The organism is Mycobacterium sp. Soil_C_30 (genome assembly GCF_057656995.1).
The window spans coordinates 139,379-160,545 of record NZ_JBDGJH010000009.1; the positions used below are offsets into that span (position 1 = coordinate 139,379).

At 66.9% G+C, this 21,167-nt stretch carries 19 protein-coding genes; 4 read left to right on the forward strand and 15 right to left on the reverse strand.

The window, feature by feature from the left end; translation table 11 throughout:
- Positions 1 to 186 precede the first annotated feature (186 nt).
- Entirely contained in the window at positions 187 to 1,311 is a 1,125-nt protein-coding gene (locus AC3A6P_RS18530) for an NDMA-dependent alcohol dehydrogenase (protein ID WP_487693128.1), read from the forward strand.
- Here the strand turns inward: AC3A6P_RS18530 and AC3A6P_RS18535 are convergent.
- Positions 1,286 to 1,729, reverse strand: coding sequence for a MarR family winged helix-turn-helix transcriptional regulator (locus AC3A6P_RS18535; RefSeq protein WP_487693129.1), 444 nt, complete (start codon positions 1,727 to 1,729; stop codon positions 1,286 to 1,288). The two genes, AC3A6P_RS18530 and AC3A6P_RS18535, sit on opposite strands and share 26 nt — an antisense overlap.
- Before the next feature lie 92 nt (positions 1,730 to 1,821).
- Here AC3A6P_RS18535 and AC3A6P_RS18540 point away from each other — a divergent pair, with 92 nt between their 5' ends.
- Positions 1,822 to 2,583 carry a pirin family protein gene (locus tag AC3A6P_RS18540; protein ID WP_487693130.1) on the forward strand — a complete coding sequence of 254 codons (762 nt, stop codon included), beginning with the start codon at positions 1,822 to 1,824 and terminating at the stop codon, positions 2,581 to 2,583.
- Positions 2,584 to 2,599: 16 nt separating this feature from the next.
- Positions 2,600 to 3,883 carry a PQQ-dependent sugar dehydrogenase gene (locus tag AC3A6P_RS18545; protein ID WP_487693131.1) on the forward strand — a complete coding sequence of 428 codons (1,284 nt, stop codon included), beginning with the start codon at positions 2,600 to 2,602 and terminating at the stop codon, positions 3,881 to 3,883.
- On the opposite strand, the gene AC3A6P_RS18550 is transcribed toward AC3A6P_RS18545, so the two are convergent.
- Complete coding sequence (locus AC3A6P_RS18550; protein ID WP_487693132.1) at positions 3,880 to 4,260, reverse strand: nuclear transport factor 2 family protein; 381 nt, start codon at positions 4,258 to 4,260, stop codon at positions 3,880 to 3,882. The genes AC3A6P_RS18545 and AC3A6P_RS18550 overlap by 4 nt on opposite strands.
- Positions 4,261 to 4,491: 231 nt before the next feature.
- Here AC3A6P_RS18550 and AC3A6P_RS18555 point away from each other — a divergent pair, with 231 nt between their 5' ends.
- Complete coding sequence (locus AC3A6P_RS18555; protein ID WP_487693133.1) at positions 4,492 to 5,571, forward strand: phosphodiester glycosidase family protein; 1,080 nt, start codon at positions 4,492 to 4,494, stop codon at positions 5,569 to 5,571.
- Here AC3A6P_RS18555 and AC3A6P_RS18560 read toward each other — a convergent pair.
- From AC3A6P_RS18560 to AC3A6P_RS18620, 13 genes are all read right to left on the reverse strand, one after another.
- On the reverse strand, positions 5,564 to 6,367 hold the full coding sequence (locus AC3A6P_RS18560; protein WP_487693258.1) for a fructosamine kinase family protein: 804 nt from the start codon (positions 6,365 to 6,367) through the stop codon (positions 5,564 to 5,566). The two genes, AC3A6P_RS18555 and AC3A6P_RS18560, sit on opposite strands and share 8 nt — an antisense overlap.
- Complete coding sequence (locus AC3A6P_RS18565; RefSeq protein WP_487693134.1) at positions 6,364 to 8,634, reverse strand: alpha/beta hydrolase family protein; 2,271 nt, start codon at positions 8,632 to 8,634, stop codon at positions 6,364 to 6,366. Before AC3A6P_RS18565 ends, AC3A6P_RS18560 begins: the two co-directional genes overlap by 4 nt.
- Before the next feature lie 145 nt (positions 8,635 to 8,779).
- Positions 8,780 to 9,604 carry an SDR family NAD(P)-dependent oxidoreductase gene (locus AC3A6P_RS18570; RefSeq protein WP_487693135.1) on the reverse strand — a complete coding sequence of 275 codons (825 nt, stop codon included), beginning with the start codon at positions 9,602 to 9,604 and terminating at the stop codon, positions 8,780 to 8,782.
- Between the two features lie 344 nt (positions 9,605 to 9,948).
- On the reverse strand, positions 9,949 to 10,845 hold the full coding sequence (locus tag AC3A6P_RS18575) for a mammalian cell entry protein (RefSeq protein WP_487693136.1): 897 nt from the start codon (positions 10,843 to 10,845) through the stop codon (positions 9,949 to 9,951).
- The gene (locus AC3A6P_RS18580) at positions 10,812 to 11,363 is read right to left on the reverse strand and encodes a mammalian cell entry protein (protein ID WP_487693137.1); all 552 of its coding nucleotides are present in this window, start codon (positions 11,361 to 11,363) and stop codon (positions 10,812 to 10,814) included. The genes AC3A6P_RS18575 and AC3A6P_RS18580 overlap by 34 nt, the downstream gene beginning before the upstream one ends.
- Positions 11,360 to 12,385 (reverse strand): RDD family protein, encoded by a 1,026-nt coding sequence (locus AC3A6P_RS18585; RefSeq protein WP_487693138.1) that lies wholly within the window; start codon positions 12,383 to 12,385, stop codon positions 11,360 to 11,362. The genes AC3A6P_RS18580 and AC3A6P_RS18585 overlap by 4 nt, the downstream gene beginning before the upstream one ends.
- Positions 12,382 to 12,996 (reverse strand): hypothetical protein, encoded by a 615-nt coding sequence (locus tag AC3A6P_RS18590; protein WP_487693139.1) that lies wholly within the window; start codon positions 12,994 to 12,996, stop codon positions 12,382 to 12,384. The genes AC3A6P_RS18585 and AC3A6P_RS18590 overlap by 4 nt, the downstream gene beginning before the upstream one ends.
- Complete coding sequence (locus tag AC3A6P_RS18595) at positions 12,966 to 14,528, reverse strand: MCE family protein (protein WP_487693140.1); 1,563 nt, start codon at positions 14,526 to 14,528, stop codon at positions 12,966 to 12,968. Before AC3A6P_RS18595 ends, AC3A6P_RS18590 begins: the two co-directional genes overlap by 31 nt.
- A gap of 3 nt (positions 14,529 to 14,531) precedes the next feature.
- Complete coding sequence (locus AC3A6P_RS18600; RefSeq protein WP_487693141.1) at positions 14,532 to 15,686, reverse strand: virulence factor Mce family protein; 1,155 nt, start codon at positions 15,684 to 15,686, stop codon at positions 14,532 to 14,534.
- Positions 15,686 to 17,311: a virulence factor Mce family protein gene (locus tag AC3A6P_RS18605; RefSeq protein ID WP_487693142.1), complete on the reverse strand. Its 1,626-nt coding sequence runs from the start codon at positions 17,309 to 17,311 to the stop codon at positions 15,686 to 15,688. Before AC3A6P_RS18605 ends, AC3A6P_RS18600 begins: the two co-directional genes overlap by 1 nt.
- A 3-nt stretch (positions 17,312 to 17,314) precedes the next feature.
- Positions 17,315 to 18,904 (reverse strand): MCE family protein, encoded by a 1,590-nt coding sequence (locus tag AC3A6P_RS18610; protein WP_487693143.1) that lies wholly within the window; start codon positions 18,902 to 18,904, stop codon positions 17,315 to 17,317.
- On the reverse strand, positions 18,901 to 19,941 hold the full coding sequence (locus AC3A6P_RS18615; RefSeq protein ID WP_487693144.1) for a virulence factor Mce family protein: 1,041 nt from the start codon (positions 19,939 to 19,941) through the stop codon (positions 18,901 to 18,903). Before AC3A6P_RS18615 ends, AC3A6P_RS18610 begins: the two co-directional genes overlap by 4 nt.
- Positions 19,938 to 21,167: an MCE family protein gene (locus AC3A6P_RS18620; RefSeq protein WP_487693145.1), complete on the reverse strand. Its 1,230-nt coding sequence runs from the start codon at positions 21,165 to 21,167 to the stop codon at positions 19,938 to 19,940. The genes AC3A6P_RS18615 and AC3A6P_RS18620 overlap by 4 nt, the downstream gene beginning before the upstream one ends.

Here is a 21,167-nt window from a genome sequence, read left to right on the forward strand (position 1 = left end):
CTCCCGGCGACCACTGACGCGATTGTTGACCTCAGCGACCCCGGGAGCCCGGCCCCGTGAATCAAGTCGACACTCGGGACAACGGCTATCGGCTACACCACGTAGTAGCCGGTTTTTGCACGTCATAGTGGTTATCCGCCTGCATCACTGGAACACGTTCCAGAAACGTGATTAAGATCTCCCACCATGAAGACCAAGGGCGCACTGCTGTGGGAGCTGAACACCCCGTTCCGCATCGACGAGATCGAGCTCGGCGATCCGGTCGACGATGAGGTGCAGATCCGGATGCACGCCGCCGGCATGTGCCATTCCGACTACCACCTGACCACCGGCGCGACCCCGATCGGGCTGCCCGCGCTCGGCGGACACGAGGGTGCCGGTGTCATCACCAAGGTGGGCAGGAACGTGAAAGGCCTGGAAGAGGGCGACCATGTCATCCTCGCGTTCATCCCGGCGTGTGGCGAGTGCCCGCCGTGCCTGAAGGGCTTCCGCTCACTGTGCGACCGGGGTGCACTGCTGCTGGGCGGTAAGGCGATCGCCGACGGCACCTCACGCGTGCACGCCGGCGACCGCGAGGTGTCCCCGATGAATCTGCTGGGCACCTTCGCTCCGTACATGACGGTGCACAAGGACTCGGTGGTCAAGATCGACAACGACATCCCGTTCGAGACCGCCGCGATCATGGGCTGCGCGCTACCCACCGGCTTCGGGTCGGCCACCAATGTCGCCGAGGTGCAACCCGGCGAGTCGGTGATCATCGTCGGTGTCGGCGGGATCGGCATGAGCGCACTTCAGGGCGCGGTCATCTCGGGAGCCCGACACGTCATCGCCATCGACCCGGTGGAGTACAAGCGCGACCAGGCCATCAAGTTCGGCGCCACGCACGTCTACCCCACCATGGCCGAGGCCATCGTTCCTGTCATGGAGCTCACTCACGGCATCATGGCGCAGAAGACCATCATCGCCGTCGGCGAGATCCGCGGCGACATGATCGAAGAGGCCATGACGCTGACGGCCAAGACCGGCACCTGCGTGGTGACGGGCATGGGCTCGATGTTCGATGCCGACGTCAAGCTCAACCTGTTCCTGTTCACCATGTTGCAGAAGACGTTGAAAGGCAACATCTTCGGCGGAGGCAGCAGCCACATCGAGACCCCGCGGCTGATCGGTCTCTACAAGTCCGGCCTACTGAAGGTCGACGAGATGGTCACCACGACCTATCGCCTCGAAGACATCAACCAGGGTTATCAGGACATGCTGGACGGCAAGAACATTCGCGGCGTCATCACGTTCGACGAGTCAGATTGGTGACAGCCGCGCCGAACACCCGCTCCAGCACCGCCAGCTCCTCGGCATCAACGCCGTCGAACATCACCGAACGCACCAGTTCGGCGTGACCCGGGGCCGCCGCGCGCAGCGCCGCGCGACCGGCGGGGGTCAGGGACACGGTGGCGCCGCGGCGGTCGTCCTCGCTGCCGCGGCGCTCGACGAGCCCACGCTCGCGCATCCGCCGCAGCTGATGTGAGAGCCGGCTCTGCTCCCAGGCGACGGACTCGCCGAGCTCGAACACCCGCAGCGGACCCCGTTCGGACAAGGCCACCAAGACGTCATAATCGCCCAGCGAGATGCCGCAGTCGGCCTGCAGCTGTCGGTTCATCGCCAGCTGCAGGCCGCTGACCACGGCCAGATACGCCCGCCACACCCGCTGCTGCTCCGCCGACAACCACATGACCGCAGCCTAGCGGAATACATGACGTGTCATCTATGTTGTCCGCTTCAGCGTCGGCATTTAGGCTGGCGAACACCTCACGAGGAGTGCTGATGACCACTGCCGCCACCGTTGACATCCGTCGCGCCGACGATCGCGCGAAGACGAAGATCGCCTGGCTCGACTCCAAGCACTCGTTCTCGTTCGGCCATCACTACGATCCGGGCAACACTCATCACGGGCTGCTGCTGGTGAACAACGACGATATCGTCAAGCCGGGCACCGGTTTTGACACCCACCCCCACCGCGACATGGAGATCGTGACGTGGGTGATGCGCGGATCACTGGTACACCAGGATTCCACCGGGCACTCGGGAGTCATCTATCCCGGCCTGGCACAGCGGATGTCAGCGGGCAAGGGCATCCTGCACTCCGAGAAGAACGATTCCTGGCGCCTCACCGGCGCCGAAAGCCATAGCGAGCCGGTGCATTTCGTGCAGATGTGGGTGGTTCCCGACGAGTCCGGGATCACGCCGGGCTACCAGCAGCTCGAGATCGACGACGAGTTGATGCGCGGCAACCTGGTGACCATCGCCTCGGGTATGCCCGAGCACCAAGGCGAGACGGCCATCAGCATTCGCAACAAGTACGCCGCGCTGCACGGTGCGCGCCTGCAGGCCGGCGAGACCGTCGAGCTGCCGGAGGCGCCGTACCTGCACCTGTTCGTGCCCCGCGGCGAAGTCACCCTCGAAGGTGCCGGCGCCCTGCACGAAGGCGACGCCGTTCGCTTCACCGCCTCCGGTGGCCAACGGGTCACCGCCACAGGACCCGCCGAGATCCTTGTTTGGGAGATGCATGCCGGAATTGCCGGTTAGAACAGCAGCAGTCAGCATGGCCGCGACCTTCTTGGTCGCGGCCTGCTCGGCGTCCACGTCGACAAACACCGCCACCAGCACCGAATCCAGCACCAGCCACGCGGCGCCGTCACCTTCGACCACGCCGCCGGCCGCCGCTCTGGCCGAGGTCACCGTCGAGGTCCCCGATGAGCTGGGCCAGGCCCCGTTCGACGAACCCCGCCGGGCTTTGATCCCGGAAGGGTGGACGATGTCGGTGTGGGCCAGGGTGCCCGAAGCGCGCCTGGCCCAGTGGATGCCCGACGACACGCTGCTGATCTCGGTGCCCGCCACCGGCGAGGTCCTCAAGCTCACCCCGAACGGAGAAACCGCAGAGTCGAGCGTGCTGCTCGACGGTCTGGAGCAGCCGCACGGCTTGGCGTTCCGGCAGGACACGTTGTATGTCGCCGAGAGCGATCAGGTCAGCGCCTACACCTACCGCGACGGCCAGGCCGTCGACCCGCGCGTCATCGCGCCCGGCCTGCCCGATGCCAAGAGTGCCGACCTGCGCGGCAGGTACTCACACGCGCTCAAGAGTGTGGCGCTGGGCCCGGACGGGTCGGTCTACTTCTCGATCGGTTCCACCGGCAACATCTCCGCCGAGGACCGCGACGCCACGCCGCCGCGGGCCAGCGTGATGCGGGTGCCGCCGGGCGGCGGGCCCGCCGAACCGTTCGCCACCGGCGTGCGCAACGGCACGGGTCTGGCGATCGCACCGGACGGTTCACTGTGGACCGCCAACAACGGGCGCGACAACATCGCCCGCCCCAGCGACGGCCAGGTGGTGCCGGAGTTCGTCAGCGACAACCCGCCCGAGCAACTGGCCAAGCTCACCGCGGGCCGTGAGCTCGGCTGGCCGTACTGCAATCCCGAGGGCGGGCCGGCTGACATGCCGATGGTCAACGACGTGCAGACCAATCCCGATGGCACACTGCTGGATTGCGCGGCGCTGCCGCCGATCGAGCAGAGCTTCCCGGCGCACTCGGCGCCGTTGGGCCTTGCCTTCACCGACAACACGCTGCCCGCCCCGTATGTCAGCGGAGCGCTCGTGGGCGTACACGGCTCCTGGAACGCCACACCGCCGCGCCAACCGGAGGTGTCGTTCTTCCCCTGGCAGGGCGGTGGTCTCGGCGATCAGCAGACGCTGGTCGGTGGATTCCAGGCCGACGACGGGTCCCGCTGGGGCCGGCCCGTCGCCGCCGTCGCCGGACCCGACGGCGCGGTGTACATCACCGACGACGACGCGGGCGCGATCTACCGTCTTGCGCCGCCGGGGCGCTAGTTCTGCAGTTTGAGGCCTTTCGCAGTGTCGGAATGGATTTCGGACGCAGTGAGCTTGCCGTCGGAGTTGAACGTCAGCACCTGAGCCCACCGAGCGGTGGCACTCCCCTTGTCGTTCTCGACCTCGGTGGTACCGAGGACCACCACGCGGTCGCCGGCGTCGATGAACTCGTTGGCCTGCACCTCGAAGCGGCGCCACTTCTCGCCGATGGCCATGAACATGGCCATCACCTCGTCGACGCCGCGCTGCTCGCCGCCGGGTTGGATCTCCTCGGAACTCCACCACACCACATCGGGTGTCATCGTGTCTTTGAGCGCGGCCAGGTCACCGGTACGGAAGGCTTGGTACGCAGCCTTGGCGATATCGACATTCGACATTGAACTCTCCTTCGCTTCACAGACGTGACCCACCGAGTCTTCTCGCCCTGCAATCCGGCGACTGGGGTAGTGCACTACCCCACCGGCCGGCGTGTTCAGCAAACTCGATAGGCCCCAACGTGATTCACGTGAAACCAACCCGTTTCATGCCTGTTATCAAAGTTGACAGTGTGGTTGCTGTGGTTATTGTGATGTTTGTCGTATCGCCTCGTGTGCGCCGGAAGGGCAATCGTGAGAACCGCTATCGCCGCCGCCCGGCGCGCCGCTGCCATCACCGCCGCCGTGCTGCTCAGCGCAACAGTGACCGTCACCTCGGGTCAGCCCGTCGCCCGAGCCAGTGGCAAAGACGCACTCGCGCAGGCCATCGCCAACACCCGCGGCGCGTATCTTGTCTACAACTTCGGCGGCGGACACCCGGCACCCATGCTCAACGCGGCCGGGAACTGGTACGAGATGGACAACGGTGGCCACCTGATGATCATCAAGGCCGCCTCCCAGCGACTGACGCCGCGCCTGCTGGTGGATTCGCACTCCGGCTATCAAGCGCGGTGCGAGCGCACACCGGGCGCCCGTACCGGCGAGGGCCTGTGGCAGGCCGCGGAGATCTACACCCCCGTCGCCGCCTGGCAGGCGCTGGGGCAACCCACCATCGCCGTCAACGCGAACTTCTTCGACGTACGCAGCCAGGCCGGCGGTTCGTGGAAGAACACCGGCTGCAGTTCACCGCTGGGCACCTACGTCGACAACACCCGTGGGCAAGGCAAAGCCAACATGGCGGTCACAGGCACCATCCCCTACGCCGGCAAGCAAGGACTGTCCAACGGCAACGAGACCTGGACGGCGCTGTCGACGATGATCCTGCCGGTGGGCGGCGCCCCATTCATGGTGTCGCCCAACTCAACTGATGACTACGACGCAGCTGGGCCGGTCATCCAGAAGATGATCGACGAGGGCAGCCGGTTCGTGGCGGTCGCCGGGATCGGCCTGTTGGCCCCCGGGGACACCGGACAGCTCAACGATCCGGGGCCCTCGGCGGCGCGCACCGCGATCGCGTACTCCAAGACCAAAGACGAGATGTACGTCTTCCAGGGCGGCAGCTACACCCCCGATCAGATCCAGGACCTCTTCCGCGCCTTGGGCAGTGACACCGCCCTGCTCCTCGACGGCGGCGGTTCCTCGTCGATCGTGCTGCGCCGAGACACCGGCGGCATGTGGGCCGGGGCCGGCGCGCCCCGCGGGTCCTGCGACACCTATGAGGTGTTGTGCGACTCCCGCGAGCGTGCGCTCCCGAGTTGGTTGGCCTTCAACTGATGTCGAGCACCGAGGTGGCGGCCGTGGCCACCTGACCGCGGTAGCCGCCACCGAACAGCACCACGTGCGCCAGGAGCGGATACAGCTGGTGCAATCCGGTCCGGTCACGCCAGCCGGGGGTCAGCGGATGCACCGCCTGGTATCCCTGCACGATCATGTCCAGATACGGGCAGCCGAACAGCGCCAGCATCGCCATGTCTGTCTCGCGATGACCACCGTGCGCCGCGGGATCGATCAACACCACTCCGCGCGCAGACCACATCACGTTGCCGCTCCACAGGTCTCCGTGGATCCGGGCCGGCGCGTCGGCGTCATCGAAGTCACCGGCGCTGCAACGCCTGATCACCCTCTTGACGTCACGGACGATGTCCTGGCGCAACTGCGGTCGAGCCTGTTCGAGCATGGGCCGCAGGCGCTCGTCGGCGTAGAACGCGCCCCAGCTGTCGTGACCGGTGAAACTCATCGCCAGCGGTCTGCCCAGCGGCCCGAAGAATCCCGGGCCGTTCCAGCCGCCCGGCGGCGCCCCGAACACGTCGGCGCCGGCATCGTGGGTACGGGCCAGCCGGGCGCCGAACTCCCGGGCGGCCAACTCAGACGGGCCGACAGAATCGACGTGCTCGAGAGTGAGGCTCTGTTGGTCGTGCGCCAGTACCTGCGCGCACCTGGCACCTCCGGGCGCAGCCGAAAGCCATTGCAAGCCGGCGGCTTCGCAAGCAAAGAACTCCGGTGGGGCGTCTGGGTCACGCTTGACGAACGTCCGCACAGTGTCCGAGTATCCCGTGCCCCCGGCGCTCAGGCCGCCGCCGGCGAACTCGACTCGCTCTCCGACTCGGACTTGTCCGGCTTGTCGGTGTCGGTGTCGGTGTCGGTGTCCGGTTCAGCGCCGGCCTGCTCCGTGAGAGTTTCGTCCGTCGAATCGTCTTTGTCTTCGCCACGGGCGGCCCGCCGGATGTCGTAGCGCCCCTTCTTCGCGATGTCGTCCAGCGACTTCAGCGCCCCACGAACCGAGGTGTCCACCTGCTCGAGTGCGTCGTCTGCCGCCTTCTCGGTGCGCTCGGCGGCTTCGATCACCGAGGCGTCGAGTTGAGTGCGGGCGTCGTCAGCGGCGTCCTGCGGCGTGTCGGCTTCCTCGACGTCGCTGTCCTGCAGTGTGGAGTCCTCGGCTGTCTCCTGTTCCTGCGTGGCTGCGGCCACAGCCTCGACGTCGGGGGCAGCAGGCAGCACGCTCTGAGCGGGGCCGCCGTTGATCAAGCCCTCGATGATGTTCACCAGGGTGCGCAGCGGGTTGTCCACCGGCGTCGAGCTGATGATGCCGTCCTGCCAGGCCTGCTGGATCCCGGTGAGCAACGCTTGGAAGACGTCACCCGGGACGCGACCCCAGTCGATGTTCGACGGCAGTGTCCCGAACGGAGTGATGACGTCGGCCTGGTCGAGGGTGCGTTCGTAGCCGTTGTCCTGATCGACGTCGGTGAAGCCGAGATTGGTCAGGATCTTCAGCGCCGGTTCCAGCGCGGTGGCAAGCGGATTGTTGAAGTTCAGGCCCGTCACCAGGTTCAGGAAGTCCACCGGCAGCCGGATGGGCTCCAGCAGCGGCAGGCTGTCGGCGGGCAGCGTCAGGTAGAGGTTCAGCGCCAGCGGATCACCGGCGGCGACGGCCGCCAGCGCCGCGGCGAGCTGCGGCGATGCCTGGTCGGTGAGCGCGTCGACAATGCCGTTGACTGTGAGTCCGCGCAGAATGTACGTCGGAAACACCGCTGCGGCACCGGCATTGAGTATCGATACCGGGTTGAACCACGACGGGAAATCCGACAGGGGGTCGTACTGGACGGTGGCGTCGACCTTGACCGGGATCAGGTTCGCCCCACCGATGGCCAGGCCTGCCAGTTGCAGCAACGGCGGTGTGTCAGGGTGGTAGCTGTTGGTCACCTCCGTGTCGGGGGTGACGGTGTTGATTCCGGCCAGCGCCGCAAGGGGATAGAGCCGGGCGAACAGCCCACCGTTGGCCCGGCCCGGATTGCGCAGGAGGATCAGCGGCAGAACCGTGACGCTGCCCGCCAGCGGAGTGCTCGAGCCGTCGTACTGGGCCCCGCCGGGCTGGAACGGCAATTGCGCGACGACCTGCGGATAGGCCATCCCCGCGGCGAAGGCACCCAGCCCGAACCCCGCCACCACGGGGATGCGGAGGTCGACCAGGCTGGCTCCACCGACGGTGGCCAACGCGAGTTGCAAGGGGGTGAGCAGCGCGAGTCGCTGCGCGAAGCTGAGGCTGGTGTTGGCCTGGATTCCGCTGATCAGGGATTGAAGGATGGTGGACGCGCCGACGTCGAGGTAGGGGGTGCCGTTGATCTCGTCGGCCACCGAGTTCGGATAGCCGGGCACCCAGCCCAGGTCGACACCCAGGAACTTCAGCAGGCTGAAAGGCGGCCCGGCGGTGATGATCTCGAGGCCTGGAGCGGCTGCGCCGGCGAGGTTCAGGGGATCGCTGAGGTTGAGCCCGATCAACTGGGTGAGCTTGAGCGCGTTGTCGATCTGCGCTCCGGCCAGGAACGCGCCCACCACGGGCACGCCGCTGAGATCGACCGGGATTCCAGCCAGCAGCTGCGTCACGGCGGTGCCCAACGCGTTGTTGACGATCTCCTCCGGGTCATAGCCCAGCGCCCGCAACAGTCCGGAAAGGTTGACGTTGTCGAGGACGAGCCGTTCGAACGCTGCGGCCACCTCTTGGAAGCCGTTGTAGGCACCTGCTCCGATGCCGAAGGTGAGGTCAGGGATGGACGCCGGATCCGGCGCTCCGGGGGCCAGCTCCATCGGCGGGAGCCCCGGCCCGGCGGGGGTGGCCGCCAACGCCACAGGTACCTGGTCCGGTGCACCGATCAGGGCTGTCGCGAAACCGCCGACCAGGGCGGCATTGGGCACCGCCCTGGCGAGGTTCACGTGGTTGTCAGCGTTTGCCTGGGGAGGCGGGGCAGCGGTCATGGTCATGGCGGTCACCGTTGCGGTGGCCGCTCCTACGGTGGCGATCTTCTTTCCTGCACGGCTGCGCTTGCGGTGCTTGGACGCCATATGACCAGTCCCTTCGAAGGTTCTCAGCCTGTTCTCAGGGACCGTAACATTGCTGTGACCATTGGGGAAGCAATTGCTGCACATCAGGTGCAGCAGTGACGCCTCCCTATTTGTTGCATCAGTCAATTAGCTGAAGCTGCCGCCTTCACGGCTGTGCGAGGGCCTTGCGGACCAGGACGTCGGAAACCCTGGTGGGCAACGCGTTGATGGCGGCCATCTGGAGCCTTGGCCCCCACCCCAGGGTGTATCGGGCCCGTGGGCGCCGATGGGTCAACGCGGCCTCGACGACCTCGGCCACGTTCTCCGCGGGGACAGCCATTCTTCGCGACGCCGGGATCATCTTGCGAAATCCCGCAATGTGTTTCGCGTACAGCACCCGCTGGCCGGGCGTCATACCCGCCTCCATGTCATCGGCAGTCCGCTCGGCGTCGTCCCACATATCCGTTGCGGTTTGCGCCGGTTCGACGATGCTCACCCGAATATGCCACGGCCGCAACTCCATCCGCAATGCGTCGGCGGCGGCCTCCAACGCGAATTTCGAGGCGCAGTACGGACCCAGCATCGGCGTGGCGATCTGGCCATTAACACTGGAAATGAACACAATTCGGCCACCGGAGGCGCGCAGTCGCGGCAACACGGCCTGCGTCACCGCGATCTGCCCCACCACGTTGACATCGAGTTGGCGCCGCAACTCGGCGATCTCGACGGCCTCCAATGGGGCGCCCACGACAACGCCGGCATTGTTCACCACCGCATCGAGCCGTTCCGGCAGCTGCTCACCGAGGGCCGCGATCTGCGCGGCGTCGGTGACATCGAGTCGAATCGCCTTCACACCGGGCGTCGACCCGAGCGTCGCGGCATCCTCGGGCCGGCGCACTCCGGCGATGACCTGCCAGCCGCGTCCGGCCAGATACTCGGCGGTGGCCCTGCCGATTCCGCGACTCGCCCCGGTGACCAGAACAGTGGACATCCTTCGACCCTAACGCCGGGGTGTGTCCGCGGGCCGCGATCTCAGCGCCGGCGGACCGAACCGGAAGATCAGCAACCCCGCACCCACCACCACACAAGGTGGTTGATTGTCAGACACCGGGGAAGCCGGGATCTTTCTGGCCAATGGCCCGATACCAGCCTCTCCCCGGTGTCCGCCCCCGAACTCAGGTGGGGCATCACTGCCCGAGTCCTGCTCACTGCGGCGGGGAGGTACGAGCGCCCCGACACGTCGCACCCCGCCCCGCTCACAGCTTGCGGTAAGAAATGTACACGAGCGTGACCAGATTTATTGACGTTTCAGCAAGGCAGTTCCGCGCCGCGCGGTCAGAGCTGCGGCGTGAGATCCAGGGATGTGACGGTGTTCATGCTGGTCACAAGCCATCTCGAGGCATCCCGCTCCATCGTCAGCCGATAGGACAGATACCGCAAAGACGGGATGTCCTTCGACAGCGGACTGGTGGCGGTCGAATTCGTGTAGACGATCGCGGTGGCTTCGGCGCCGTTCACCGACTCGACGGCCGCGCCCACCACCTGCGTGCTGTTGCTGACCTGCGCTTGTTTGTTGGTCGGGGCAATCGCATCGACGTACTTGCGGTACTGCGCCTCGAAGTCACCGCCGAGGAAACGCGCCGACCGGTCGGCCAGCGTCTCCATGTTGTCCGGCGTGTAGGTCCACAACGTCGTGATCGCCTCCGCCGCGGTGCGTGCGATGTCCAGTTTGGTGTCCACCAACGCGCGTTCCACCAAGTACGGCTGCACGGTGGCTCCGGCGAAAGCGCCCGCTCCGACGAACAGGGCAGCGGCTGCCGCCACCGCCGCGGGCGCCCAGCGCGGTGCGCGACGGCGCTGCGCGAACACCACCGCCGGTTCCTCTGCACCTTCCGTAGCTTCGACCTCCGCGACATCGGTTGCGGCATCGTCATTTTCGTCGTCGGCGGGAGTTTCGGCCGCCGCCTCCCCCGGTTCGGGACGCACCTCACGTCTGGCCTTGCCCACCGGCATCCGGTGCCGACGCCGGGACTGCCCCAGCTCATCGGCCGCTCGTCCCTCGCGACCTCGACTGGCGCCGTCTCCTTCTGGCCCCAGCTCATCGGCCGCTCGTCCCTCGCGACCTCGACTGGGGCCGTCCCCTTCTGGCCCCAGCTCATCGGCCGCTCGTCCCTCGCGACCTCGACTGGCGCCGTCGGTCAGATCACCTGCAGTAGATTGCTGATCTTCCACTGGTCTCCTTCCTGAACCGCGGTCGCCACCCACCGGGAGCCATCTTCGAACGTCCTGCCGTCCGGATAGGTGGTGACGGTTTCGGTGGCCACCAGGACGTCGGCGCTTCCGTCGTCATTCCAGCGCTCGACACCCGCGTCCACAACGGTGCCCTGCGTGGGTTCGAGTTGGGCCACCTGAACCAGGATCTCGTTGATCCGTTCCCGGTAACTCTGGGCCAGTGGGCCGGTGGCCTGCGCCAGCACCTGATCGGCATAGTCGTTGGCGCGCAACGGGTCCGGGGAGGTGTACTGCGTCATGAATGACCGCACATAACTGATCACCGCCACATCCTTGACCGCGGCCCGCCGATGCTGTTCGTGGGTGATCAGCAGCACGGTACTCACCGCGAGCGCGGCGATCAGGACCACCGACGCCGCAGCCACCAGGGCCGGCAGGCCGATGCGGCGACGCCGCGGTGGTGCCAGCTCGGCGAACGCCTCCGCCGCCGTCGGTTCGATCCTGCGTCGCGGGCTCACTGCGGTGCCCCCGCCGTGTTCGGGCTGGCCAGCACGGACAGCCCGGCCACCCGCCACTGGCCGCCGGACTTCTCGAAATCGGCGCGCACGGTCGCGGTGATGAACCGTTGGTCGGGCGGGGCGCCGCGCTGGCCTTGCAACGCCAGCAGCATCGTGCCGCGGTCAGCGGTGTTGGTCAGTACGGCGCTGTTGGCGGTCCAGTATTCGTTGGCCACCGCCCCCGACTGGGAGATCGTGTTCTGCTGGGCGAGTAACTGTTCGCGGTAGCCATCGGTGACCAGCCCCCTGGCGCGCTCGAAATCGGCTTGTAGCGTGGGTACGTCGTAGCTCAGCATGCCCTCGACAAGGTCGGGTCCCTGAACGGCCAGCTGTTCGCGCGCTTGGGCTACCCGCAGATCCGCTTGATACACCACCACATAACTCAGCGCCGCCGCGGCGACCGCCACCACCGCGGCACCCGAGACGACGTAACCGGTGAGCCGGCGCGCCTTCTCGGGGCGTTCTGCCATCCGGTGCACTTCGGTACCGACGAGAACATCGGCCAGCGTGCGTTTCCGCGCATCCCACAGCGGCCAGAGCCAACCGACGAAGGCGGTGGCGGTGTCGACCAGGTGGGCCAGGTCGCGCAGGAGCAGCCGCCACGGTCCTGGCACGGCGGCACCAGTCGAGGTCGCGAGGGACGAGCGGCCGATGAGCTGGGTCCCAGAACGCGCGGACGCGTCGCGGCGCACCACCCGCAGGCCGAACAGCGCCCGGCCCAGGCTCCACCCGGTGAGCGCCGGCAGCAGTAGACGGTTCACCGCGACCGCGAGCACCACCAGACCCGCGGCCACCACACACAGCCACCACAGCCAGCTGCGCTGTGCGGTCGACCAGGCCACCAACACCAGCGTCGCCACCGTCAGCGCGCCGACGAACACGTCGACGCCGAACGCGCCGGCACGCGCGCCCCAGCTCGCGGGCACGATGTCCGGGCCGGTGGCGGTGTCTGCGGTGGTGTCGTCGTCGAGCACAGCGGTCACGTGGTCACCTGGTCGAGGCGGGCGATCTTGTACGTCCCGTTGTCGGGCGCCATCAGGACCCGCAAGCGGTAGCCGGTTTCCTGTTGCTGCACTTCGGTATTCGACAGTTTGACCCGCAGGGCCACCAGCACATCCATCGACCCGTCACCGTTGTGCCGTTCCACCGCGGCCTGCATGTCGGTGACCTCCACCTGGGCGTTGGCGGCCTGGTACGCCTCGACCAGCACACCGCTGTACAGGGTGGCCTGGGCGCTGTAATCGCCGGTGGCGCAATCGAGGATCTTCTGCTGGCTCTCGGCCATCGCAGCGACGTTCGGCGCCTGGGTGGCCGCCACGCAGTCCTTGGCCGCCTGAGTGGCCTGCGCCTCGGCGCGGGTCAGCGACTCCGCGTCCTGGTTGGAACGTAAAGCGAAGTAGCCGCCGGTGGCCAGCGCCGCGGCGAGAACCACCAGGGTGGCGCACACGCCGACGAACCATCCCCGGCCGGCCAGCCGGGTCACCCCGGGTCCCTCGGCTGGTTGCTGCTCGGGGACCGCGGGCTGTGGGGCGTCGTCGTCTTCTGCGGGGACGTCGTCGGAATTCAGCCGGCCGGGGCCAGCATCTCCTTCCATCCCTCTTCTCCTGTGTTCGTCGAGTTGCTCACGGAGTACTTGACCCCGTCGGGTCCCACCACCTCGCCGGCCTGCGGGTTGTATATCGCCGAGGTCGGTGCCCCGCTGTTCGGTGACGGAGTGTAGATGCAGGGGTTGGGCTGCTGCCCACTGCACTGCACGCTACCGCTGCCCGGCGGGGTCAACGGATCACTGACGATCGGTGGAGGTGGTGGCAGCATGTCGGCGGGCAGCGGGTTCATCCCGTTGTTGATCGACGGCGCCGGGATCACCCGTCCCGGGTTCACCGGCTGATCACACCGCGCGCCCGGTGCGGGGCAGTTCAGCAGCTGGTTCGGATCGCCGTACCAGGGGTTGGACCCCAACGGCACGTACGGTTCCTCGCTGCGGCATTCCCGGGGCGTGGCGGCCGTCTTACCCGGCACGTCCGCGCACGGGTAGTTGCGGGCGCCGCGGACCACGTTGGACGGGGTGTCCTTCGGGATCTTGCAGTACGTCCCGCTGGGCAACGGCGCGGTGGTGGTATCGGCCGGCGAGCGCCATTCGCTGGCGGGCAGGAAGCCGGTCAGGCACGGCGGCGGCTGGTTGATCGTGAGGCTGAAGTTCAGCGCGGCGGCGTTCTCGAACGGCGCGGCCACCGCCTGGGCCACGGAAGCACCCTGCGGCAGGATCACCAGCGTCTGCTCGAGCCCCTTGTTGTAGCGCTTGAGCATGTCCAGCACGATCGCCAAGTTGGCCAGCGTCTGCGGAAGCGCTTCCTGCACGTCACTGAACACGGCCGTCACCTGGTCGGCGGTCGGCGCGGCCTTCGACAGCCCGCTGCGTATCGCCTGATCCTGCTGCGCGGTCTGCGCGGCGATGCTGTTCAGGTTCGACGCCCACTGCCGGATCGCGTCACCGGAGTTGACCTGGCTGTCGATGATCGGCGCGGAGTTGTCGATGATCGCATTGATGTCGCCGATGTTGGCGTCGAAGTCCGTCACGATCGCCTGCGTGCCGTCGACGAGACGTTGCAGCGCCGGCCCCAGTCCCCCGACGGCCATCGCGGTCTCGTCCAGCAGCCCCGAGATCTTCTCCTTCGGCAGCACCGCCAGGCCGCGGTCAGCGGCATCCAGGGCGGGGCCGATCTCCCGCGGGACAGTACCGGTGGTGATGGTCTGGCCGGGCGAGAAGAACTGTCCCGCATTGCCTTCCGACACCAGATCCAGGTACTGCTCACCGATCGCCGACACCGAGTGCACGTTGGCAGAGGCGTCGACGGGGATCTTGTAGCGGTCCTCGATGCTCATCGTGGCCCGCGCACCCGACTCCGTGGGTTCCACCTCGGTGACCTTGCCGATGGTGATACCGCGGTAGGTGACGTTGGCCGTGCGGTACAGACCGCCGGAGGCGGGCAGGTCGGCGTGCAGCGTGTACTGCCCCACGCCGGCCAGGCTCGGCAGCCGCAGGTAGTACCAGCCCAGTGCGGTCAGCGCGATCACCGTCAGCACGGTGAACAGCACCAGCTGGATTCGGATGAAACGAGTCAGCATCGCCTATTCACCCCGCTCCACCAGCGGTCCGCCCGGTACCGAGTTCGGATTCGGTGTGTAGCGGACGTCGGGGATCATCTGGTTCACGTCGCGACCCCAGGCCTGCTCCAGCGCGCGCAGCGCACCCGAGAAGCCGGTGCCGGTCAGGAACGCGTTGTCCAGGGTGCTCAGCGTGAGATCGAAGGTCGCCGAGGTGTTGATGTAGTCACCACGCACCACCTTCGGCACGTTGTCGATGGCGAACGGAGCGGTCAGGATGAGCTCGAGGGCACCGGCCAGATAGGGAGAGGCCCGGCCGAGCTGCTTGAGCGGCCGCTGCAGCAGCTCCAGGTTGGTCTCGAGGTTGCCCCGCGCCGCCGACAGGCTTTCGTCGGTGGCCCGGCTGAACCGCCCGAGTGACGTCACGGCGTCGGCGAACAGGTCGCGCTGGTCGGCGAAATACTTGATCAGCGGCGGGAATTCCGTGAGAACCCGATCCAGGGTGTCATTGCGATTGGCGACGATGGTCAGCAACTCGTTGGTGGAATCGATGGCCCGGGTGAGATCTTCGCGCTGCTGGTTGAGCTGCTCGGTGAAGACGTCGAGCTTGCCGAGGAACGCCCGGATCTGCTCGGCGTTGCCGTCCAGGATGTTGTTGACCTCGGTCTGGATCACCTCGAGGTTCGGGATCCCACCGCCGCGCAGCACGGTGGCGATGCTGGCCAGCGTGCGCTCGGTGGTCGGATACGCCGAAGCGTTCTGTAGTGGGATGGTGTCACCGCTGCGCAACGGCTGCGACGACGGATCCTCTTCCGGTGCAGCCAGTTCCACATGCTGCGTGCCCAACAGGCTGGTCTGGCCGATGCGCGCCGTGGCGTTCTCGGGCAACTTCACGCTCGGGTCGATGTCCAGGGTCAAGGTGGCGACCCAGTTCACCAGCTCGATCTTGCGGACCGAGCCGACGAAGACATCGGCGACCCGAACCCGGCTGTTGACGTTGAGCGCCAACGTGTCCGGCATCTGCACGTAGACGGTCATCTTGTCGCCACTGGTGCCGGGACCGCCGGGCAGCGGCACGTTGGCCACCCCGCGCCAGCCGCACGACGCCAGCGTCATCGCGAGTACGGACAGCACCAGGGCGCGCCACGCCACCCGCCTGGAGATCGTGAGGATTCGCATCAGCGGGCTCCCACTTCAGCTGGCAAGGGTGGCCCCGGCGGGGCGGGCTGGGCGGGTGCGGGTGCGGCCGGCGCCGGACCAGGGACCTGCTGCGACAGCGGCAGCGGGCCGGGGATCACGTCCGGAGCGGGAGCAGGCGGCGGGCCCGGCTGCGGATACCACGGCGGCGGAAGCGGATTGGTCTCGTCGTAGGCGTTGGGCACCGCACCGCCCCGGGGCCCGGCCGGCGGGACGGTGGCCGGGTCGGGCCCACCCATCAACGCCGCCAACGAGTCCGGGGTCAGCATGTTCTTGGTGAACTGCTGCACCTGCAGCCCCTGCATACCCGGCGCCACGATCCAGCCCGGCTCGTGGTTGCCATGGCTGAACAGGGTGTCGCGCGACCACACACCGGGCACGGTGGTGTCCTTGTACCCCGGCGGCGGCTGCAGCCGCGGCTCGGAGTACGCCACGTACTTGGGCAGGGTTGCCGCCGTGGAGAACTGGTTCACGCCGAACGGCGGGAAGTTGAACTTGATGGCATCCAGCACCGGCGCCAGGTACTGCGCGCACAGTTCCGCGGATTCCTGGTAGCCCAACCGGCTACCCGCCTGGATGGAGCTGCAGATGAACTGCAGCGGGTTGGCGAAGCTGGCCACGACCGGGATGGCGCTCAGCGAACCGTGCGTCGGTTCGTAGATGTTCACCAGGTTGGCGGCCAGGTTGGGGAAGATGTGCAGCGCGGTCTCCAGACCGTCGCGGGGTTCCGGCTGCAGGATCGCGTTGGTGGTACTGGCCAGGTTGTTGATGCTGGTCGACAGCTCGCTGCCGTTGTCGTTGATGAATTGCTGTGCGGTGGTGAGCAATCCGTCGATGTCCTTGAGCGCGGTGGCCAGCTCCTGGTCGCTGTTGCTGAAGGAGTTGGTGAACTCGGCCAGGTTGCTGTTGAGCTCGACGAACTGCTGATCGCTCTGGTGCAGCGCGTTGACGAACAGCGCCAGGCTCTTGGCGACGGCGAAGAAGTCACCGCGCCCCTGGTTCAGTGCGGTGATGGACTCCGACAGGGCGTTGAGGGTGGTGTTGATCTGCTCGCCCTTGCCGGCCAGCCCGTCGGCGAACGATTCGATGACGTCACCGAACGGACCCTTGGGCTGCTCGGGCGTCGGCCCCAACTGCGAGACGATGTCGGTGATCTGGTTGCGCAGATCGTCCCATTCCACCGGGACCTGAGTGCGCTCCAGCGGGATGACGGCGTCGTTCTCCAGCTCCGGGCCGCCGGTGTAGGCCGGGGACAGCTGGATGGTGCGCGAGGCCACCAGGCTGGGGTTCAGGATCGATGCGGTGGCATCGGCGGGCACCTTGTACTTGTTCTGGTAGCTGAAGGTGACCTTCATCCGGTCGCCTGCCGGTTCGATGCTGTCGATCGAGCCGACCTTCACACCCATGATCTGCACCTTGTCACCGGGATACAGCGCCAGGGCTTGCGGGAAGTAGGCGACGACGGTGTTGTAGGTGAGCTTCTTGTACAGCTGCCACCCGGCGATCGCGCCGACCAAGCCGAGCACGATCACCAGCGCGCCGATGATGACGGCCATCCGGGAGACGTGCGGCAGCTTCATGTTGCGCACGTTGAAGATGGTGGACATCGCTTAACCTCCCGTGCTGTCGATCGTGGTGGACGGGATGACCAGTGGCGGGTTGCCGGGCAACGGCGCCACCGTGTTGGGCGAGAGCTGTTGTCCCGGACCGGGTACCGGCGCGGGCGGGGGCGGCACCGGAGGTACGGGTACGGGCACCGGTCCCGGACCCGGCGGCGGGCCGACCGGGATGGTGCGCGCCCCGGGCGGACCCTGCTGCAGCGGCGGGCCGGGCACACCCGGCACCGTCGGCACCGGGGCGCCGGGCTCACCGGCGATCGGCAGCCCGGGAGCCGGAGGCGGCGCGTCGGGATTGGGCGCCGAGGTCTGAACCCCGACCGGCCCGCTGTAATTGGGGCCGTACGGGTTGTCCCCGAACGGACCGACGGTCAGGTCGGCACACGGCAACGGGTCGGCCGGTGACGGGATGCCGTCTGCCGGCGGCGTGTACGAACACGGCGAGCCCTTGGGCACCGCGGGTCCCGGGAAGTCGGGCGTGCCTTCGAGCACCCGCGGCGCCGGCGGCGGAGCCCCGTTGGGTTGGCGCTGCCCGTTCGGATCCGGGAACTGGAAGGCGGGCAGGCCGGCGTTGCGCCAGAACTGTTCGGGATCGATACCGCGCTTCTTGAACGCGGCGTCGATGAACGGCTGAACCGCCTGTCCGGGAAGCAGATTGATCAGGATCACCTTGAAGTACGGTCCCGAGCCGATGGCTTCGGCCAGCGACGCGGTGAACTTGCTCAGGGTGGACAGCGAGTCCTGCAGGTCGAACTTGTGCCGCTCGAGGATCCCGCTGACGGTCTGCAACTGCTCGACCACCTTGTTCAGGTTCGGGTTGTCGTTGATCAGCCCCTGGAACTGACGCGACACCTGCGACACGTTCTCCAGCAGGTAGTCGATGGCCTGTCCGCGTTCGTTGATGCCGGCCAGCAGGGTCCGCGAATTGAGCAGCAGCTGGTTGATCTGCTCGCTGCGGTCGCCGAGAACGCCGGCCACCTTGTTGGCATTGGCCAGCAGCTGTTTGAACTGCTCGTCGCGCTTACCGATGGTGTCGGAGAACCGGGCCACACCGTCGAGTGCGGCGGACAGGTTCGGCGAAGTCTGATCGATGGTCTCGCTCAACACGTTCAGCGACTGCTTGACGGTTTCGATGTCCCAGCCGGCCGCGGCCTTGGTGACATCGAAGAACGCGTCGTAGATCTGGTAGGGCGTGGTGCTCTGCCCGATCGGCAGGATGCCCGAGGACCGCAGGGTCTCGGTGCCGCGCGGCTCGATCTCGAGCACCTTCTTGCCCAGGATCGTGTCGGTCCGGATCGCCAGCCGTGAATCGGTGCCGATCTCGTTGCCGCCCAACGAGAACCCCATCTTGACGTGGTCCCCGTCGATGGCCAGGCTCTCGACCTGGCCCACATCGGTGCCGGCGATGCGAACCTTGTCCCCGACGTTGAGGCCACCGGAATCGCTGAACAACCCGTAGTAGACCGGCTGCGCGAAGATCATCGGCACGTTGGCGAAACTCTGCCCGATCCCGACGATCAGCACCAGGATGAGGACACCCATGATGCCGCTCTTGGCGCGGCTGGACCCTTCCAGTGCTCTCATCGTGGTGTGCACCTACCCGTCGGCTGGGTGAACACCTTGACCGTGCGAACCGGTCCGCCGGGCTGCAGGCCGTTGAGCTTCAGGTTCAGATCGCACAGGTAGAAGTTGAAGAAGTCGCCGTAGACGCCACCGGCGCGGCCGATGATCTTCAGTGCGTTCGGCACCTTCGTCAGGGTGTCCTCGACCTGGGCCTGCTCGTCGATCAGTGGCTGCTGGATGGTCTCCAGATGCCCGATTGTCTCCTTGAGCACCGGCCGGTTGTCGGCCAGCAGGTCGCCGAGAGTGCCTGCGGCGTTGCTGATGTCGGCCACCGACTCGGCCAGCGGGTCGGCCCGGTTCTTGAGTCCGGTGATCAGCACCTCGAAGTCGTTGACCGTCTGGTCGAACTCCTTCTGATGCTTGACCGTGGTGGCCAGGACGGTGTTCAGGTTGGTGATCACCTCGCCGATGGCCTGGTCACGATCGGCCAGCGCGTTGGTCAGTTGCGCGGTCTGGTTCAGGATGTCGTTGATGGTGCCGCCCTGACCCTGGAACACCGTGATGATGGATTGGGCGATGTTGTTCACCTTGTCCGGGTCCAGTGCCCGGAACAACGGCTTGAAGCCGCCGATGAGCGCGTCCAGATCCAGTGCGGGTGTGGTGCGGGCCAGCGGAATGAAACCGCCCGGCGGCAGCACCCGGTCGGCGCCCTCGCCCTGACCGCGCTGCAACTCCAGGTAGCGGTTGCCGATCAGGTCCTGGTAGCGGATCTGCGCGGTGGTGGACTGGTACAGCGGAAGCGTGCGGTCGACGTCGAAATCGACACGGACACGCTGGCCTCCGTCGAGCAGCTGCACCTTCGACACCTTGCCGACCTCGACGCCGGAGGCCCGGACGAACTGGCCGGCCCGTAATCCGCTGGCATTGGCGAACTCTGCGGAGTAGCCACTGGTTCGATCGAAGCGGATCTGACCGAAGACGATGACGATGACCGCCGTGAACAGCAGCAGCACCAACGAGAAGGCGCCGAGCTTTATCGCAGTACCAGTGATTTTCATGGGTTGATCGTGTTCTCCCCGACTTGGCGTCCCCACACGTACTCAGTGAGGATCGGCTGGCCCAGTTCGAAGTGGTTGTACGGCGCGATCGAGGCGCCGGTGTCCATCACGAGATACGGCGCGGGCCACAGCTCACGGGTGATCTCCTGCCAGCAGCCGGGTGCACCGCCGGGCCCGCCCTTGGCGTTCACCCGGGGCAGGTTGTCGGGATACACGTAAGGGTTCTCCGCACCGAGGAAGGTGGTGTTGGTGTTCAGCGAGTAGCCGTTGCCACCAAGCGACGCCGCCACTTTCGGGGCGACGGTGGCGTAGTTGCGCACGGTGCAGAACAGCGCGGGGCTGTATTCGTTCAGGGTGCGGGCGGTGGGAACCAGGTCCTCGGCACCGCGCACCAGGAAGGGCCCGGCCCGCTCGAAGACATCCCCGCCGGTGTTGCCGAAGCCCACCGCCGCCAGCAGCGCGGCATCCAGATCGCCCCGCTGCTCGTTGAGCGTGCGGGCGGTGAACACGGCGTTGTCCAGCGAATCGAACAGATCGGGTGCCGCCGAGCTGTACACGTCGGCCAGGTCGGCCAACCGCTGGACGTCGTAGCGGAGCTGCGGCATCCGCGGGTTGATGTCGTCGAGGATGGTGTTGCCGCTGACCAGCGAGTCGCCGAACTTGCTGCCCAGTCCGGTCAACGCCTCCGCGGTGGCCGACAGGGTCAGGTTCAGCTTGACCGGGTCCACCTGCTCGGAGATCGACGTGATGGTTTCGAACAGCGTGTTGAATTCGGTTGTCACACCGGACACGTCGATGACGTCGGAGGACGTGATGCGGGCCGACTCCGGGTTCTCGGGCGAGGTGAACGACACGTACTTGTTGCCGAAGACCGTCGTCGCCTGGATGTCGGCGTTGACATTGGCCGGGATCAGGTCGAGGTAGCGGGGATCGACGTCCAGGGTGAGCTGAGCCTGGGTGGTGCCGTCGCGCTCCAGCGGATTCACCTTGGCGACGCGGCCGATCTCGACGCCGTTGTAGGTGACCTTGGAGCCGGGGTCCATCACCAGACCGGCGCGGTCGGACACCAGGGTGAGCTCGGTGGTCTTGGTGAACCCACCACGGAACTGGATGTAGACCATGGTGACCACCACCGCGGTGATGACCAGCAGGGCCAGACCCGCGATCTTGAACGGCGGAGTGCGACTGGCGTTCTGGGGCGACGTGACTTGTCCGGGTGCGGTCAT

Excerpts from the sequence above, each read along its gene's own strand:
- AC3A6P_RS18570 (WP_487693135.1), bottom strand. The coding sequence starts at position 9,604 with ATGTCCACTGTTCTGGTCACCGGGGCGAGTCGCGGAATCGGCAGGGCC.
- AC3A6P_RS18550 (WP_487693132.1), bottom strand. The coding sequence starts at position 4,260 with ATGTCGAATGTCGATATCGCCAAGGCTGCGTACCAAGCCTTCCGTACC.
- AC3A6P_RS18620 (WP_487693145.1), bottom strand. The coding sequence starts at position 21,167 with ATGACCGCACCCGGACAAGTCACGTCGCCCCAGAACGCCAGTCGCACT.
- AC3A6P_RS18535 (WP_487693129.1), bottom strand. The coding sequence starts at position 1,729 with ATGTGGTTGTCGGCGGAGCAGCAGCGGGTGTGGCGGGCGTATCTGGCC.
- AC3A6P_RS18530 (WP_487693128.1), top strand. The coding sequence starts at position 187 with ATGAAGACCAAGGGCGCACTGCTGTGGGAGCTGAACACCCCGTTCCGC.
- AC3A6P_RS18590 (WP_487693139.1), bottom strand. The coding sequence starts at position 12,996 with ATGGAAGGAGATGCTGGCCCCGGCCGGCTGAATTCCGACGACGTCCCC.
- AC3A6P_RS18595 (WP_487693140.1), bottom strand. The coding sequence starts at position 14,528 with ATGCTGACTCGTTTCATCCGAATCCAGCTGGTGCTGTTCACCGTGCTG.
- AC3A6P_RS18600 (WP_487693141.1), bottom strand. The coding sequence starts at position 15,686 with ATGCGAATCCTCACGATCTCCAGGCGGGTGGCGTGGCGCGCCCTGGTG.
- AC3A6P_RS18610 (WP_487693143.1), bottom strand. The coding sequence starts at position 18,904 with ATGAGAGCACTGGAAGGGTCCAGCCGCGCCAAGAGCGGCATCATGGGT.
- AC3A6P_RS18540 (WP_487693130.1), top strand. The coding sequence starts at position 1,822 with ATGACCACTGCCGCCACCGTTGACATCCGTCGCGCCGACGATCGCGCG.
- AC3A6P_RS18565 (WP_487693134.1), bottom strand. The coding sequence starts at position 8,634 with ATGGCGTCCAAGCACCGCAAGCGCAGCCGTGCAGGAAAGAAGATCGCC.
- AC3A6P_RS18545 (WP_487693131.1), top strand. The coding sequence starts at position 2,600 with ATGGCCGCGACCTTCTTGGTCGCGGCCTGCTCGGCGTCCACGTCGACA.
- AC3A6P_RS18605 (WP_487693142.1), bottom strand. The coding sequence starts at position 17,311 with ATGTCCACCATCTTCAACGTGCGCAACATGAAGCTGCCGCACGTCTCC.
- AC3A6P_RS18615 (WP_487693144.1), bottom strand. The coding sequence starts at position 19,941 with ATGAAAATCACTGGTACTGCGATAAAGCTCGGCGCCTTCTCGTTGGTG.